Source organism: Pseudomonas sp. BRG-100 (genome assembly GCF_000737955.1).
Lineage (GTDB): Bacteria > Pseudomonadota > Gammaproteobacteria > Pseudomonadales > Pseudomonadaceae > Aquipseudomonas > Aquipseudomonas synxantha_A.
Genome location: NZ_JPRX01000001.1, coordinates 3,924,879 through 3,939,105 on the forward strand (window position 1 = coordinate 3,924,879; position 14,227 = coordinate 3,939,105).

The window sequence follows — 14,227 nt, forward strand, 5'->3', positions numbered from 1 at the left end:
GGACTTTTCATGGATATCAAGACTGCCCTGAGCCGTATCGTCGGCCATCTGGACCTGAGCACCGCTGAAATGAGCGATGTGATGCGCGAAATCATGACCGGTCAATGCACCGACGCGCAGATCGGCGCCTTTATGATGGCAATGCGCATGAAGAGCGAGAGCATCGACGAAATCGTCGGCGCCGTCTCGGTGATGCGCGAGCTGGCGGACAAGGTTGAGCTCAAGACCCTCGACGGCGTCGTCGATGTGGTCGGCACCGGCGGTGACGGTGCGAATATTTTCAACGTATCGACAGCGTCATCCTTCGTGGTGGCCGCCGCTGGTTGCACCGTTGCCAAGCACGGTAACCGCGCGGTGTCCGGCAAGAGCGGCAGTGCCGACTTGCTGGAAGCGGCCGGCATCTATCTGAACCTCACGCCTGTGCAAGTCGCGCGCTGTATCGACAGCGTTGGCATCGGCTTCATGTTTGCCCAATCTCATCACGGCGCCATGAAACACGCGGCCGGCCCGCGCAAGGACCTTGGCCTGCGTACCCTGTTCAACATGCTTGGCCCGCTTACGAATCCGGCCGGTGTGAAGCATCAGGTGGTGGGAGTGTTCAGCCAGGCGTTGTGCCGGCCGCTGGCCGAAGTCTTGCAGCGCTTGGGCAGCAAGCATGTGCTGGTAGTGCATTCCAAAGACGGCCTGGACGAGTTCAGCCTGGCGGCGCCGACCTTTGTTGCAGAGCTGAAAAACGACGAGGTCATCGAATACTGGGTCGAGCCTGAAGACTTGGGCATGAAAAGCCAGAGTTTGCACGGTCTGGCAGTGGAGAGCCCGGCAGCTTCGCTGGAACTGATTCGCGATGCCCTGGGGCGTCGCAAAACCGAAAACGGTCAGAAAGCTGCGGAAATGATCGTTCTGAATGCTGGCGCGGCACTTTACGCAGCCGACCATGCCTATAGTCTTAAGGAAGGTGTCGCGTTGGCCCACGATGCGCTGCACACCGGTCTGGCTCGAGAGAAGCTCGAAGAGCTGGGTGCATTCACTGCCGTATTCAAGATGGAGAATGAGGGATGAGTGTGCCAACCGTTCTGGAAAAGATCCTGGCCCGCAAGGCCGAGGAAGTGGCCGAACGCCGCGCCCGTGTGAGCCTGGCTGAGCTTGAGGCGCAGGCTAAAACTGCTGATGCGCCGCGTGGCTTTGCCAATGCTCTGATCGCCCAGGCCAAGCTCAAGCAACCGGCAGTGATCGCCGAGGTCAAGAAAGCCTCGCCGAGCAAAGGCGTGATCCGCGAAAACTTCGTACCAGCTGAAATCGCCGTCAGCTATGAGAAGGGCGGGGCGACTTGTCTGTCTGTGTTGACCGATATCGACTACTTCCAGGGTTGCGACCTATTCCTGCAACAAGCTCGCGCGGCGTGCAAGTTGCCGGTGATCCGCAAGGATTTCATGGTTGACCCGTACCAGATCGTCGAAGCCCGTGCTCTGGGCGCCGACTGCGTATTGCTGATCGTCTCGGCGCTGGATGACGTGAAGATGGCGGAGTTGGCGGCCGTGGCCAAAAGTGTCGGCCTGGATGTGTTGGTTGAGGTGCATGACGGCGATGAGCTGGAGCGCGCATTGAAAACCCTCGACACCCCGCTGGTGGGGGTCAACAACCGTAACCTGCATACCTTTGAAGTCAGCCTGGAAAATACCCTGGATCTGTTGCCGCGTATTCCTCGCGACCGCCTGGTGATTACCGAGAGTGGCATCGTCAACCGTGCCGATGTGGAACTGATGGAAATCAGCGGCGTTTACTCATTCCTGGTGGGCGAGACATTTATGCGCGCCGAGAACCCGGGAGCAGAACTGCAGCGCCTGTTCTTTCCGGAGCGCGGTACGACGATCAGCAGTTCGACATTGGATTGATGTGAAATACGCTCGAAACTGTGGGAGCTGGCTTGCCTGCGATAGCGGCGGGTCAGCCAACCTCTGTGTAGCTGACACACCGCTATCGCAGGCAAGCCAGCTCCCATATTGGGTTTTGTGTTTATTCAGATAGGTAGGTGTTCGATGCTCCAGCCCGTGATCATGACTGTCGAAGCAGGCCTTGCCGCCGAGCAAGCCCTATTGGCAGCCGTTTGCGCGCATGAGCAGGAATTCGGGCTGCTGTTCTGGCAGCCCAGCGACCAAGCGCTCGTCATGCCGCGCCGTTTGAGCCGGCTGCCTGCCTTCGCGGTGGCGAGCCAAGTCTCGGCCGATGCGGGTTGGCCGGTATTGCTGCGTGAAACCGGCGGTGAGCCGGTGCCGCAGTCCGGCGCCACGGTCAATATCGCCCTGGTCTATGCCCCGCCCCGTAGCGAAGGCGACCAAGGGCGCATCGAGACGGGTTATCAGCGCTTGTGCCAACCGATCTGTGATCTATTGATTGAATTGGGCGGCGATGCATCTGTCGGCGAAATTGACGGTGCCTTTTGCGACGGTCGTTACAACGTCAATCTCAATGGTCGCAAAATGGTGGGCACGGCCCAGCGTTGGCGACAAAGCGGTGGCCGCCCGGTCGGGTTGGTGCATGGGGCGATGTTGCTGGAGAACGATCGTGAGGAGTTGATTGCGGCGGTCAACCGCTTCAATCAAGCCTGTGGCTTGGAGCAGCGGGTTCGCGCCGAGAGCCATATCGCGCTGCACGAAGCCTTTCCCGCACCGGATGCGATCGATCGGCTCGATACCTTGTACCGTCAGATGCTGGCCAGCTTCCTGCCGGTTTAACGGGTGCCGAATACCACCATCGTCTTGCCTTTGACGTGTACCAGGTTGCGCTCTTCCAAGTCCTTGAGCACGCGGCCGACCATCTCCCTCGAACAACCGACAATGCGCCCGATCTCCTGGCGGGTGACCTTGATTTGCATGCCGTCGGGATGGGTCATGGCATCGGGTTGCTTGCACAACTCCAACAGGCAACGCGCCACACGACCGGTCACATCGAAGAACGCCAGGTCGCCGACTTTGCGCGTAGTGTCGCGCAGGCGCTGGGCGATCTGGCCGCTCAGGGCATACAAGATATCCGGATCTTGCTGGGCCAATTCGCGAAATTTCGCATAGCTGATCTCGGCCACTTCGCACTCGACTTTGGTTCGGACCCAGGCGCTACGCTCCTGTTCTTTGCCTGCTTGTTCAAACAACCCCAGCTCTCCGAAGAAATCGCCGGTGTTGAGGTAGGCAATGATCATTTCGCGACCGTCTTCATCTTCGATCAGGATGGTGACTGAGCCCTTGATAATGAAGAACAGGGTTTCCGAGCGCTCGCCGGCGCAGATGATGTTGTGCTTGGCCGGATGACGCCGACGCTGACAATGCATCAACAGCTTGTCGAGGTTCTTGATCTTGGGTGTGGGAGTAAGAGCAACCATGGTTGTATCCCGAAAAGACTGCACGGTGTAAGTGGCGTTGTTTTTATCCAGCGGCATCGGCATTGATGCCGGCTGTAAGAATCATGGCAATGCGCCATTGATTTGGCGCCAGCTTACCAGACACATTCTGCCTCGATTAGCCAATTTAGCGGCAAACGCAGTCATTTATCGATTTTATCCGGGGCGCTGCTGTTTCAAGGGCCTGTGCTAAGCTGGCGACCCTTTTTTAGCAGTGGAGTCTGGGCGATGAAGGCACGCATCCAATGGGCGGGCGAAGCCATGTTCCTCGGTGAGTCGGGCAGTGGCCATGTGGTGGTCATGGACGGTCCGCCGGAAGCCGGTGGCCGTAACCTGGGTGTACGCCCGATGGAAATGTTGCTGCTGGGTGTTGGCGGTTGCAGCAATTTTGATGTGGTCAGCATCTTGAAGAAGTCCCGCCAGGCAGTGGAAAGCTGCGAAGCCTTCCTGGAAGCCGAGCGCGCCACTGAAGACCCCAAGGTATTTACCAAGATCCATATGCATTTCGTGGTCAAGGGCCGGGCGTTGAAGGAAGCCCAGGTCAAGCGTGCCATCGAGCTGTCGGCCGAGAAGTATTGCTCGGCGTCGATCATGCTGGGGGCCGCGGGTGTGGCCATCACTCACGATTATGAAATCATCGAGTTGGGCTGATTGCGGCAATTGGCAAAAAAAAGGGCGCTTCGAGCGCCCTTTTTTGGGTTTAGATCCTGTAGGTGCTTTTGGTCATGACCTTGGCTAAAACGCTCATGCCGAAGCGCACCGGTGCTGGAAAGCGGAAACCGCCTGCGTCCAGCGCGCTATCTGCATGGTGTTCTTCATCGATGCGCATCTGCTCAAGGATGGCGCGGGATTTTTCATCTTCGGCCGGCAGTTGCTCAAGATGCTCATCCAGATGCTTGCACACCTGATGTTCTGTCGCGGCGACAAATCCGAGGCTGACTTTGTCGCTGATCAAACCAGCGGCGGCGCCGATACCAAATGACAAACCGTAAAACAGCGGGTTCAGCACGCTGGGGTGGCTGCCCAATTGGCGGATACGTTGTTCGCACCAGGCCAGGTGGTCGATCTCTTCCTCGGCCGCATGCTCCATCGCTGCACGTACCTGCGGCAATTTGGCAGTTAACGCCTGGCCTTGATACAGCGCCTGGGCACACACTTCGCCGGTGTGGTTGATGCGCATCAGGCCGGCGACATGGCGGGTGTCCGTTTCGCTCATCTGGGCATCGGGCTGTACGATGGCCGGTGACGGGCGGTACGGTTGGCCACTGAATGGCAACAGCGTGCGCATGGCCATATCGGCTTGCAGCAGCAGACGGTCAATCGGCGAGTAGTGACGTTGGGTAGTCATGCTGACCTCCGGGAAGAATCTCGGCGGCCAGTTTACCGCAAGAGAGGACGAAGCGTTTGCGCTGAGTCAATTTGACCCTGGGCACTCAACCCGGCGGCCAGTTCATCTGACGTTGACCCAGCACGTGCATATGGATGTGGTAGACAGTCTGCCCACCGTCTTCATTGCAGTTCATCACCACACGAAAGCCTTTTTCGCAGCCCTGTTCCACGGCCAGGCGCTGGGCGGTGAACAAAATATGGCCGGCCAGGGCTTTGTCTTCCTCGGTCAAGTCATTGAGGGTACGAATCGGCTTTTTCGGAATAACCAGAAAATGCACCGGCGCCTGTGGGGCGATATCGTGGAAGGCGAGGACTTGATCATCTTCATAGATAATCCTGGCGGGTATTTCTCGGTTGATGATCTTGGTGAACAGAGTATCCACAGCTGTTTCTCCAGGGTGAAAGTCTAGGTAAGTGTAATCAGGCGGTTAGCGTGGGCAATAGGCTTTATTGATGGCGCCGGCAATCTTGCGGGTCAGCCAGCGTGGACTGAAACGTGGGCTGAATGCCAGCCAGCGGTTGCGGCGCCCGGGAATGATGATGGCTTTGTTCTTTTCCAGCGCGCGTACGGTGTAGAGCGCGACTTCCTCCGGGCTCATTAGCTGCTGGCTGCGGTCGAGTTTTGCGGTGTCCATCTGCGCGGTGCCGAAGAACGCGGTGCGCGTAGGGCCGGGGCACAGCACTGAAACCTTGATGCCGCAGGTCTTCAGTTCTTCGCGCAAGCCCTCAGAGAAGTGCAATACATAAGCTTTGCTGGCGTAGTAGCTGCTCATCCACGGGCCTGGCTGAAAGGCGGCGATCGAAGCGACATTGAGTATCTGCCCGCCGCCTTGCAGCGCCATGGAGTTGCCGAGGGCATGGCACATACGGGTTAGCGCCAGGATGTTGACTTCGATCAGGTCTTGCTCGGTCATCCAGTCCTGGGCCAAAAATGGCCCGCTGGTGCCGATGCCTGCGCAGTTGACCAGCAGGTCGATCTGCCGCTCGCCTTCTTCGAGTTCCAGCAAAAAACCGGACAAACGCAGCGGCTCGCCCAAGTCGCAGGCACGAAACAACACCTCGACACCGAAGCGTTGGGTCAGTTCGATGGCAATGCTTTCCAACTGATCACGTTGACGGGCCACGAGAATCAGGCTGCGGCCGCGTCGAGCCAGCGCTTCGGCCAAAGCCAGGCCGATGCCGCTGGAGGCGCCGGTGATCAGAGCGTAACGGGTCATGCCTTTCTCCATCGCAACGTCGCCTACCTGTGACAGTGGCGTCACAGGCAGGCGGGCGTTTCTTCACTGTTGCGTAGAGTCTACAGGTTCGGCTGCGTCGTCAGCACTTTGCTCTGCGGCCTCATCAGTGATGACGCTTTGATCGGCGCCTTCATCGGAGGTCATTGAGCTGCTTTCGTAGCTGCTGTCCATGTTGGCTTCAAGTTGATCCAGGTAGCCGTTCATGCCCAGGGTCAGGCCGATGATGAGCATCAATGGAATAAACGCCAGCCACAGCGAGGCCAGGATTTTCACCGCAGTAGAATTCGGTGGTGGCGGTGCGCCGTATTGGTTGGCACCCGCGTTCCCCGGCAATACCAGCAACAGGATAGGGAACACGCTATTGACCACTGGAACCAGGTTCAGCAAGTACAGCCAGCCAGACCAGCCCATATCGTGCAAGCGTTGCACACCGATTTGCACGCTCACGACTACCAGAGCAACAAACAGTGCGAAACCCAGTAGCGAGCCGAGGATGATGGCTATGGTTGGCGAGGCTGTCGCCACTGCGAAGCCGACGGTACTGATGATGCCTGCGGCTACCAGCAACGCGACGGTCAGCGCCAGTGTCCAGGCCAGATAACGCAGGCGCCCGATGCGCCCGTGGATGGTGAAGACCTTGAGTGTGGCGAACTCCGGCAAGTCATCGCCAACCGCTGCGCGTGGCGGGGCATAAGGCGAAGCTTCGGAGCGGGAAAAGTCGGAGCCAGGGGAGCTCGTCTCGTGGGTTTCAGCGAGGCTGAACGCCACGGGCTGTTCGGCTTCGATGCGTGCGTCGACCCCGGCGTTTTTCAATGCCGTCAGGTAGGTTTCGGCATCGGGGCGGGAAAGATCGCGTTTGAGCGCGACCGGGCGGCCGGTAAAGAGTTTTTCGATCGCCTCGACATCGCTCTTGAACAGCTCGGCGAGGTTCAGCTTGGCGGTGGTGCTTTCGACACCCGGAAGCAAGGCTCCGTCAAACACAATCTTGAAACGGTTGTCGCTCATGCGGGCATCCTTGTCACTTAATCAGGGAGGGTGTGCAGGCCCGTCCAATCGGCGGGCCGTGCAGTAGGTCAGCGTGGCCAGCGCAGTTGCGCGGCATGCTCGCGTGCTTTGCGGTATTCGGCATCCAGGCGGGCGACGAGTTCATCGACGCTGGGTAAATCATCGATTTCACCGACGCCCTGGCCCGCTGACCATACAGTTTTCCACGCTTTGGCCTCATCACTCAATGGTTTGAGCTTGGAACCGAAATTGACTTCACCTTTGCCTTGCAGCGCGGCGAGGTCGAAACCGGCATTTTCCAGGCTCTGGCGCATAAAGCTCGCAGGTACGCCGGAAACTGCCGGAGTGTGCACGATGTCGGCGGCGCGCGACGTGAGCAGCATCTCTTTATAGGCATCTGGCGCGTGGCTTTCGGTAGTACCGATAAAGCGCGTGCCGAAATACGCCAAGTCGGCGCCCAGCAACTGGGCGGCGAGAATTTCGTGGCCGTGGTTGAGGCAACCGGCCAGCAGCAGGGTTTTATCAAAGAACTGGCGAATCTCGGCAATCAGAGCGAAGGGGCTCCAGGTGCCAGCGTGGCCACCGGCACCCGCGGCTACGGCAATCAGGCCATCGACGCCCGCCTCAGCGGCTTTCTCGGCATGTCGCCGGGTGGTGACGTCATGAAACACCAGGCCGCCGTAGCTGTGGACGGCATCGACCAGTTCCTTTACCGCGCCGAGGCTGGTGATGACGATGGGTACCTTGTGCTCTACGCAGATTGCCAGGTCTGCTTCCAACCGTGGGTTGCTGTTGTGCACGATCAGGTTCACAGCATAGGGAGCAGGGTTGTCCAACTGGGCCAAGCCCGCTTCGATTTCTTCCAGCCAGGCCCTGAAACCACTGCTTTCACGCTGGTTGAGCGCCGGGAAGCTGCCAACCACGCCATTACGACAGCAGGCCAGGACCAGTTGCGGATTGGAAATCAGAAACATCGGCGCCACCACGACGGGGAGGCGCAGATGTTGTTCCAGTAAAGCGGGCAGCGACATTGGAAGTTCCCCCGAGTAATTGAAACTAGAACGGTTTGACCACGACCAAAATTACGATAGCCAGCAATATCAGAACCGGTACTTCATTGAACCAGCGATAAAAGACATGGCTGCGGGTGTTTTCGCCACGGGCGAAGCGTTTTACCTGCGCTCCACACATATGGTGGTAGCCGATCAGCAGAACGACCAGGGTCAGTTTGGCGTGCATCCACGCGCCTGACTGGAAAATGCCGGGGTTGAGCGTCAGCATCCAGATACCGAAGACCAGTGTGGCAATCATCGCCGGTCCCATGATGCCGCGGTACAGTTTGCGCTCCATAACGCTGAAGCGCTCCTTGCTGACGCTGTCTTCGCTTTGGGCGTGGTAGACGAACAGGCGCGGCAGGTAGAACAGCCCGGCAAACCAGCAGACGATGCTGACGATGTGGAAGGCTTTGACCCATAGATAGAGCATTTTGGTTATTCCCAGGTTCACGGTAGCGAAGATAGTAGTGGCTCATGCGCCCGTACGTCACGTTGACGGTTGTCGCAGGACGATACGGCCCCTATTATCGACGGCTTTCCAGTGGGTTCGTTGAGGGCAGGTTTATGGTCAAGGTCGGTATCGTCGGCGGCACGGGTTACACCGGTGTCGAATTGCTGCGTCTGTTGGCTCAGCATCCGCAAGCTGAGGTGGTGGTCATCACTTCCCGATCCGAAGCTGGGCTGGCCGTGGCCGATATGTACCCGAACCTGCGAGGCCACTATGACGGCCTGGTGTTCAGCGTGCCGGACATCAAGACCCTGGGCGCGTGCGACGTGGTGTTTTTCGCCACGCCTCATGGTGTCGCCCATGCACTGGCCGGTGAGTTGCTGGCGGCCGGCACCAAGGTTATCGACTTGTCGGCCGACTTCCGCTTGCAGGACGCCGATGAGTGGGCCAAGTGGTACGGTCAGCCTCATGGAGCGCCGCAGTTGTTGGAGGAGGCGGTGTACGGCTTGCCGGAAGTCAATCGTGAGCAGATCAAGCAAGCACGCCTGATTGCGGTACCAGGTTGCTATCCGACGGCGACACAGTTGGGGTTCCTGCCATTGCTGGAAGCTGGCTTGGCGGATGCGTCGCGCCTGATCGCCGACTGCAAATCGGGCGTCAGCGGCGCTGGTCGTGGTGCGGCGGTGGGGTCTTTGTACTCCGAAACGTCGGAAAGCATGAAAGCCTATGCGGTAAAAGGCCATCGCCACTTGCCTGAAATCCGCCAGGGGTTGCGTCGCGCCGCGGGCAAGGATGTGGGGCTGACCTTTGTGCCGCACCTGACGCCAATGATCCGTGGGATTCACTCCACGCTTTATGCAACCGTCACTGATCGCTCGGTCGACTTGCAGGCGCTGTTTGAAAAGCGTTATGCCAATGAGCCGTTCGTCGACGTGATGCCGGCGGGCAGCCACCCGGAGACTCGTAGTGTGCGTGGTGCCAATGTGTGCCGTATCGCCGTGCATCGTCCGCAGGATGGCGACCTGGTTGTGGTGCTGTCGGTGATCGACAACCTGGTCAAAGGCGCGTCGGGCCAGGCGGTGCAGAACATGAACATCCTGTTCGGTCTGGATGAGAAGTTGGGCCTGGCCCACGCGGGGATGTTGCCTTAACGCAGTTTGGTGGTTACGCAAAAGGCCCGGTGATCGGGCCTTTCGTGTTTTTATGGCGGCTGCACAGATTGATATACCGTAACAATAGTTGACCGCTTTTCTAGGAGAAGCGGATAATGCCGGTCATTACGCATATGGCGGCGCTACGCCGGGAGATTATCAGCATGAGCGTTGAATCCTTCACCCCCACGGCTTTGCAATTCACCCACGGTGCTGCGCACAAGGTGAAGAGCCTGGTCGATGAAGAGGGTAATGATCGCTTGAAGCTGCGCGTATTTGTTACGGGCGGCGGTTGTTCAGGGTTTCAGTACGGTTTTACCTTCGATGAAGATGTGGCCGATGACGACACCATCGTCGAGCGCGAGGGCGTCAGCCTGGTCGTGGATCCGATGAGCTTCCAATACCTGGCTGGTGCCGAGGTGGATTATCAGGAAGGTCTGGAAGGTTCGCGTTTCGTGATCAAGAACCCTAATGCCACCACTACCTGTGGCTGCGGATCTTCGTTCTCGATCTGATCGGTAGCGGATACAGAAACGCCGCTTGGCTTTTATGGGTCAAGCGGCGTTTTGCTGTCTGAAGCCAGTTTAGGCCGGGTAGATGGCGCCGAGCACCCGTAACCCACGGGCGCCGGTTACGCTAGGGCGGTTGGCGGCGATGCCTTCCAGGCAGCAGTGCGCCAGCCAGGCGAAGGCCATGGCTTCGACCCAGTCCGGGTCTACCCCGTAAGTGGCTGTGCTACTGACGTGAGTAGAAGGCAATAGCGCGGTCAGCCGATTCATCAGCATCGTGTTGTGCGCGCCGCCGCCGCAGATGAGTAACGTCTCAGTGCTCGTCTGTGCGCTTTGCAGAGATTCGACGATGGTGAGGGCCGTCAGCTCCAGCAGAGTGGCCTGCACGTCTTCGGGCTCAAAGACGGGCAACGGGCTCAGGTGCTGTTGCAGCCAGGCCAGATTGAACACTTCGCGACCTGTGCTTTTGGGGCCTTTGGTCAAGAAGAACGGGTCGCTGAGCAATGCGTTGAGTAGTTGAGGCTGAACCTTGCCGCTGGCGGCCCATTGCCCGTCGCGGTCGAAGTGTTCACCGCGCTGGTGGTGAATCCACGCATCCAGAAGAACATTCCCGGGACCGCAGTCGAAACCCGCTACAGGCTTGTTCGCCTCGATGAGGCTGAGGTTGCTGAACCCGCCGATATTCAACACTGCGCGATTGCCAGTGTGCTCGCCAAACAGAGCTTCATGAAACGCTGGAACCAGAGGGGCTCCCTGGCCTCCGGCGGCAACATCACGGCTGCGGAAGTCGCTGACTACGCTGATCCCTGTCAGCTCGGTGAGCAGGGCAGGGTTGCCGATCTGCACGGTAAAGCTTCGAGCGGGTTCATGGCGGATCGTTTGCCCATGGCTGCCAATTGCGCGGATGTCCTGAGGCTTGAAGCGGTTTTGCTCCAGCAAGGCCCGGATGCCTTGCGCGGCGAGTGTTACCCACTGTTGCTGGGCGATTGCCGAGCGGGCGATTTCATCCGGGCCGCTGGCGCACAGGCTCAGAAGTTCAGCCCGCAAGGTGTCTGGCATCGGGATGTAGTGCGTGGCGATCAGCTTGATCGCCGCACCTTGCTCGATAAGGGCGATATCCAGTCCATCAAGGCTGGTTCCGGACATCACACCGATATAGAGCGGCATACCTTAACGCTTCGCCGAAGCCAGCAAGGTGGAGCGCTCTTGATCCATCCGTGCCATCAACGGCTGGCTCTGTTGCATGAAGCGTGCGCGTTCGGCCTTGGCGATCGGATCGGCCATTGGCAGTTTTTGACCCAGGGGGTCGACGTGTACGCCGTTGACCTGGAACTCATAATGCAAGTGCGGTCCGGTGGACAGGCCGGTGGTGCCGATGTAGCCGATCACTTGACCTTGCTTCACGTTGCCGCCGGTTTTGACGCCCTTGGCGAACCCTTGCATGTGGCCGTATAGCGTACGGTAAGTGTTGCCGTGCTGGATGATCACCGTATTGCCGTAACCACCCCGGCGCCCCGCCAGCAGTACCTTGCCGTCGCCCGCCGCCTTGATGGGTGTGCCACGCGGAGCGGCATAGTCCACACCCTTGTGTGCGCGAATTTTGTTCAGAATTGGATGCTTGCGGCCCATGGAGAAACGCGAGCTAATACGGGCGAAGTCCACGGGCGTACGGATGAAGGCCTTGCGCATGCTATTGCCGTCGGCCGTGTAATAGCTGCTATTGCCTTGTTTGTTTGTGTAGCGAACGGCTGTGTAGGTTTTGCCGCGGTTGGTGAAGCGCGCAGAAAGAATATTGCCAGTGCCCACCACTTTGCCGTTGGCCACTTTCTGTTCGTAGATCACATCGAATTCGTCGCCCTGGCGGATGTCCTGAGCGAAGTCGATGTCATAGCCAAATACGCTGGCCATGTCCATGGTCATGCTGTGGGACAAGCCGGCTCGGGCAGCCGATTGTGACAAGGAGCTGTTGATCACCCCGTGTACGTAGGCGGAACGCATAACCGGCTTGGTGGTGATGCGGTTGAAGGCGAAGCCTTTGGCACCTTTGCTCAGGCTGATGCTTTCCAGGTCGCTGAGGCTGGTGTGCAGGTTGTTCAACTGGCCGTCTGGCGTCAGTTCAAATTCAAGCTTCTGGCCGCGTTTGAGCTGGGTGAATTGCTTGGCTTGCTTATCGCTGGCCAGCACTTCATTCACAGCGGTGGCAGGCAGCCCAACCTTTTCGAACAGGGTGGATAGCGTGTCGCCTTTGCCCACGATGACTTCGCGATGCTGGGGATTCTTTGCGGCAGCTGCCGCAGGTGCTTCCTGGGCGGCTTGCTGGGTGTCTTCGGGAGCGCTTTCGATCTGTGCGAAAGGTGATTCAGTTGCAGTGTTTGTGGCTTGTTGGGCGTCGGAAGCGTCTTGATCTTGTGTCAGTTGTTCAACTGGGCTTTCCAGATCAAGGCTCAGGGATGTTCGTTTGGCTTCTACGTCACTGGAAGGGAATACCAGCAGTGCCAGGCTGAGAAGGGCGGCGATACCACTTGCGGCGAGCAGGTGGGTCTTCGGGTAAAGCGGCGGCGCTTTAGACGGTTCAGTGGTCATAGGTAATTTGACTTTGAAGATGAAATGGAAAAGATGAATGACATGATGAAGATGAAATAACTGTATAAAATATAACCAAATCATCTGTGGCGCAAGCTCGCGAATGCTGGGCTCGCTGAACGGTGTCCGTGCGCAGGGCAAAACTTGTAATTAGTCCCTGATCTTGTATGGTTGGTTCCCTTTTGAATCTGAGCCTTGCGGGTCTGTTATGAAGTCGGTTGAAGAGCAGCTAGCGCTGATAAAACGTGGTGCGGAAGAACTGTTGGTTGAAGCTGAGCTGATCGAAAAGCTTAAGCGTGGCCAGCCCCTGCGTATCAAGGCTGGCTTTGATCCGACTGCGCCGGATCTGCACCTGGGTCATACCGTGCTTATTAATAAGCTGCGTCAGTTCCAGGAGCTGGGCCATCAAGTCATCTTTCTTATCGGTGACTTCACGGGAATGATCGGTGATCCCAGCGGCAAGAGTGCTACGCGCCCGCCGCTGACTCGTGAGCAGGTTCTCGATAATGCCGAGACCTACAAGACCCAAGTGTTCAAGATCCTTGATCCGGCCAAGACCGAGGTGGCATTCAACTCCACCTGGATGGACAAGATGGGGCCGGCAGACTTTATTCGCCTGACCTCCCAGTACACCGTGGCACGTATGCTCGAGCGCGATGATTTCGACAAGCGCTACTCCACCAATCAGCCGATCGCGATTCATGAGTTCCTCTACCCATTGGTCCAGGGGTATGACTCGGTGGCGCTGCGTGCGGATGTTGAGTTGGGCGGTACCGATCAGAAGTTCAACCTGCTGATGGGGCGTGAGTTGCAGCGCGCATACGGTCAGGAGGCTCAGTGCATTCTGACTATGCCGTTGCTGGAAGGGTTGGATGGCGTCAAGAAAATGTCCAAGTCCCTGGGTAACTATGTCGGTATCCAGGAGGCGGCGGGCGTAATGTACGGCAAGCTGGTTTCCATTCCTGATGCGCTGATGTGGCGTTACTTCGAGCTGTTGAGCTTCCGCTCGATGGACGAAATCAATGCGTTGCGTGCGGACGTAGAGGCGGGCGCCAATCCGCGTGATGTGAAGATCAAGCTGGCTGAGGAGATTGTCGCGCGCTTCCATGGCGAAGAGGCTGCTGCCAGTGCGCATCGTGCCGCTGGTAACCGTATGAAGGATGGTGAGCTGCCGGATGATCTGCCGGAGATTGAACTGACCGCTGCCGAGGCTATGCCGATCGCGGCTGTCCTTAATAAGGCGGGCTTGGTGAAGAACTCGGCGGTCGCTCGTGATCTCCTGGGGTCGGGTGGTGTGCGTATAGATGGTGAGGTGGTTGATCGCACATTTATATATGAACTGGGCGCCACACACGTTTGTCAGGCGGGCAAGAAGGCGTTCGCGCGAATTACGCTCAAATCCGAATAAGTCTGAAAATAGATGTTGACGGCGAATTATATCTGTCTATAATTCGCCCC

General features: G+C 58.2%; 16 protein-coding genes. 7 read left to right on the forward strand and 9 right to left on the reverse strand.

What is annotated here, in order from left to right; genetic code table 11:
• Positions 1–9: 9 nt before the first annotated feature.
• The 3 genes from trpD (at position 10) to JH25_RS09980 (ending at position 2,732) form a co-directional block, all read left to right on the forward strand.
• Entirely contained in the window at positions 10–1,059 is a 1,050-nt protein-coding gene (gene trpD / locus JH25_RS09990; protein ID WP_032879199.1) for an anthranilate phosphoribosyltransferase, read from the forward strand.
• Positions 1,056–1,892, forward strand: a complete 837-nt coding sequence (trpC, locus tag JH25_RS09985) for an indole-3-glycerol phosphate synthase TrpC (protein WP_032879200.1) — start codon at positions 1,056–1,058, stop codon at positions 1,890–1,892. The genes trpD and trpC overlap by 4 nt, the downstream gene beginning before the upstream one ends.
• A gap of 144 nt (positions 1,893–2,036) precedes the next feature.
• The gene (locus JH25_RS09980) at positions 2,037–2,732 is read left to right on the forward strand and encodes a lipoyl protein ligase domain-containing protein (RefSeq protein ID WP_032879202.1); all 696 of its coding nucleotides are present in this window, start codon (positions 2,037–2,039) and stop codon (positions 2,730–2,732) included.
• Here JH25_RS09980 and crp read toward each other — a convergent pair.
• A complete protein-coding gene (gene crp / locus JH25_RS09975; protein WP_032881199.1) occupies positions 2,729–3,373 on the reverse strand; it encodes a cAMP-activated global transcriptional regulator CRP in 645 nt (214 codons plus the stop codon). The genes JH25_RS09980 and crp overlap by 4 nt on opposite strands.
• Positions 3,374–3,619: 246 nt before the next feature.
• Here crp and JH25_RS09970 point away from each other — a divergent pair, with 246 nt between their 5' ends.
• Positions 3,620–4,042 carry an OsmC family protein gene (locus JH25_RS09970; protein ID WP_005792019.1) on the forward strand — a complete coding sequence of 141 codons (423 nt, stop codon included), beginning with the start codon at positions 3,620–3,622 and terminating at the stop codon, positions 4,040–4,042.
• Between the two features lie 49 nt (positions 4,043–4,091).
• On the opposite strand, the gene coq7 is transcribed toward JH25_RS09970, so the two are convergent.
• The 6 genes from coq7 to hemJ all read right to left on the reverse strand — a co-directional run bounded on the left by coq7 (position 4,092) and on the right by hemJ (position 8,508).
• Entirely contained in the window at positions 4,092–4,739 is a 648-nt protein-coding gene (gene coq7, locus JH25_RS09965; protein WP_005792017.1) for a 2-polyprenyl-3-methyl-6-methoxy-1,4-benzoquinone monooxygenase, read from the reverse strand.
• Between the two features lie 85 nt (positions 4,740–4,824).
• Positions 4,825–5,163: a histidine triad nucleotide-binding protein gene (locus JH25_RS09960; protein ID WP_032879203.1), complete on the reverse strand. Its 339-nt coding sequence runs from the start codon at positions 5,161–5,163 to the stop codon at positions 4,825–4,827.
• 45 nt (positions 5,164–5,208) lie between these two features.
• Entirely contained in the window at positions 5,209–5,997 is a 789-nt protein-coding gene (locus JH25_RS09955; RefSeq protein WP_032879204.1) for an SDR family NAD(P)-dependent oxidoreductase, read from the reverse strand.
• A gap of 63 nt (positions 5,998–6,060) precedes the next feature.
• On the reverse strand, positions 6,061–7,023 hold the full coding sequence (locus tag JH25_RS09950) for a DUF805 domain-containing protein (protein WP_032879205.1): 963 nt from the start codon (positions 7,021–7,023) through the stop codon (positions 6,061–6,063).
• Positions 7,024–7,091: 68 nt separating this feature from the next.
• Positions 7,092–8,054: an NAD(P)H-dependent flavin oxidoreductase gene (locus JH25_RS09945; RefSeq protein WP_005792009.1), complete on the reverse strand. Its 963-nt coding sequence runs from the start codon at positions 8,052–8,054 to the stop codon at positions 7,092–7,094.
• Between the two features lie 25 nt (positions 8,055–8,079).
• On the reverse strand, positions 8,080–8,508 hold the full coding sequence (gene hemJ / locus JH25_RS09940) for a protoporphyrinogen oxidase HemJ (RefSeq protein ID WP_032879206.1): 429 nt from the start codon (positions 8,506–8,508) through the stop codon (positions 8,080–8,082).
• A 134-nt stretch (positions 8,509–8,642) separates the two neighbouring features.
• Here hemJ and argC point away from each other — a divergent pair, with 134 nt between their 5' ends.
• Together argC and erpA are read left to right on the forward strand one after the other, a co-directional pair.
• A complete protein-coding gene (gene argC / locus JH25_RS09935) occupies positions 8,643–9,677 on the forward strand; it encodes an N-acetyl-gamma-glutamyl-phosphate reductase (protein WP_032879208.1) in 1,035 nt (344 codons plus the stop codon).
• Positions 9,678–9,841: 164 nt separating this feature from the next.
• Positions 9,842–10,192 (forward strand): iron-sulfur cluster insertion protein ErpA, encoded by a 351-nt coding sequence (gene erpA / locus JH25_RS09930; protein ID WP_003176443.1) that lies wholly within the window; start codon positions 9,842–9,844, stop codon positions 10,190–10,192.
• 69 nt (positions 10,193–10,261) lie between these two features.
• On the opposite strand, the gene JH25_RS09925 is transcribed toward erpA, so the two are convergent.
• Positions 10,262–11,353 carry an anhydro-N-acetylmuramic acid kinase gene (locus tag JH25_RS09925; protein ID WP_032879209.1) on the reverse strand — a complete coding sequence of 364 codons (1,092 nt, stop codon included), beginning with the start codon at positions 11,351–11,353 and terminating at the stop codon, positions 10,262–10,264.
• 3 nt (positions 11,354–11,356) lie between these two features.
• The gene (locus tag JH25_RS09920) at positions 11,357–12,769 is read right to left on the reverse strand and encodes a peptidoglycan DD-metalloendopeptidase family protein (protein ID WP_005792000.1); all 1,413 of its coding nucleotides are present in this window, start codon (positions 12,767–12,769) and stop codon (positions 11,357–11,359) included.
• Between the two features lie 208 nt (positions 12,770–12,977).
• Between JH25_RS09920 and tyrS the strand changes: the two genes are divergently transcribed.
• A complete protein-coding gene (gene tyrS, locus JH25_RS09915; RefSeq protein ID WP_032879210.1) occupies positions 12,978–14,177 on the forward strand; it encodes a tyrosine--tRNA ligase in 1,200 nt (399 codons plus the stop codon).
• The last annotated feature ends 50 nt before the right edge of the window (positions 14,178–14,227 follow it).

What these genes read in the sequence shown, in the direction of transcription:
- trpD (WP_032879199.1), top strand. Translation starts at nt 10, where the DNA reads ATGGATATCAAGACTGCCCTGAGCCGTATCGTCGGCCATCTGGACCTG.
- trpC (WP_032879200.1), top strand. Translation starts at nt 1,056, where the DNA reads ATGAGTGTGCCAACCGTTCTGGAAAAGATCCTGGCCCGCAAGGCCGAG.
- JH25_RS09980 (WP_032879202.1), top strand. Translation starts at nt 2,037, where the DNA reads ATGCTCCAGCCCGTGATCATGACTGTCGAAGCAGGCCTTGCCGCCGAG.
- crp (WP_032881199.1), bottom strand. Translation starts at nt 3,373, where the DNA reads ATGGTTGCTCTTACTCCCACACCCAAGATCAAGAACCTCGACAAGCTG.
- JH25_RS09970 (WP_005792019.1), top strand. Translation starts at nt 3,620, where the DNA reads ATGAAGGCACGCATCCAATGGGCGGGCGAAGCCATGTTCCTCGGTGAG.
- coq7 (WP_005792017.1), bottom strand. Translation starts at nt 4,739, where the DNA reads ATGACTACCCAACGTCACTACTCGCCGATTGACCGTCTGCTGCTGCAA.
- JH25_RS09955 (WP_032879204.1), bottom strand. Translation starts at nt 5,997, where the DNA reads ATGACCCGTTACGCTCTGATCACCGGCGCCTCCAGCGGCATCGGCCTG.
- JH25_RS09950 (WP_032879205.1), bottom strand. Translation starts at nt 7,023, where the DNA reads ATGAGCGACAACCGTTTCAAGATTGTGTTTGACGGAGCCTTGCTTCCG.
- JH25_RS09945 (WP_005792009.1), bottom strand. Translation starts at nt 8,054, where the DNA reads ATGTCGCTGCCCGCTTTACTGGAACAACATCTGCGCCTCCCCGTCGTG.
- hemJ (WP_032879206.1), bottom strand. Translation starts at nt 8,508, where the DNA reads ATGCTCTATCTATGGGTCAAAGCCTTCCACATCGTCAGCATCGTCTGC.
- argC (WP_032879208.1), top strand. Translation starts at nt 8,643, where the DNA reads ATGGTCAAGGTCGGTATCGTCGGCGGCACGGGTTACACCGGTGTCGAA.
- erpA (WP_003176443.1), top strand. Translation starts at nt 9,842, where the DNA reads ATGAGCGTTGAATCCTTCACCCCCACGGCTTTGCAATTCACCCACGGT.
- JH25_RS09925 (WP_032879209.1), bottom strand. Translation starts at nt 11,353, where the DNA reads ATGCCGCTCTATATCGGTGTGATGTCCGGAACCAGCCTTGATGGACTG.
- JH25_RS09920 (WP_005792000.1), bottom strand. Translation starts at nt 12,769, where the DNA reads ATGACCACTGAACCGTCTAAAGCGCCGCCGCTTTACCCGAAGACCCAC.
- tyrS (WP_032879210.1), top strand. Translation starts at nt 12,978, where the DNA reads ATGAAGTCGGTTGAAGAGCAGCTAGCGCTGATAAAACGTGGTGCGGAA.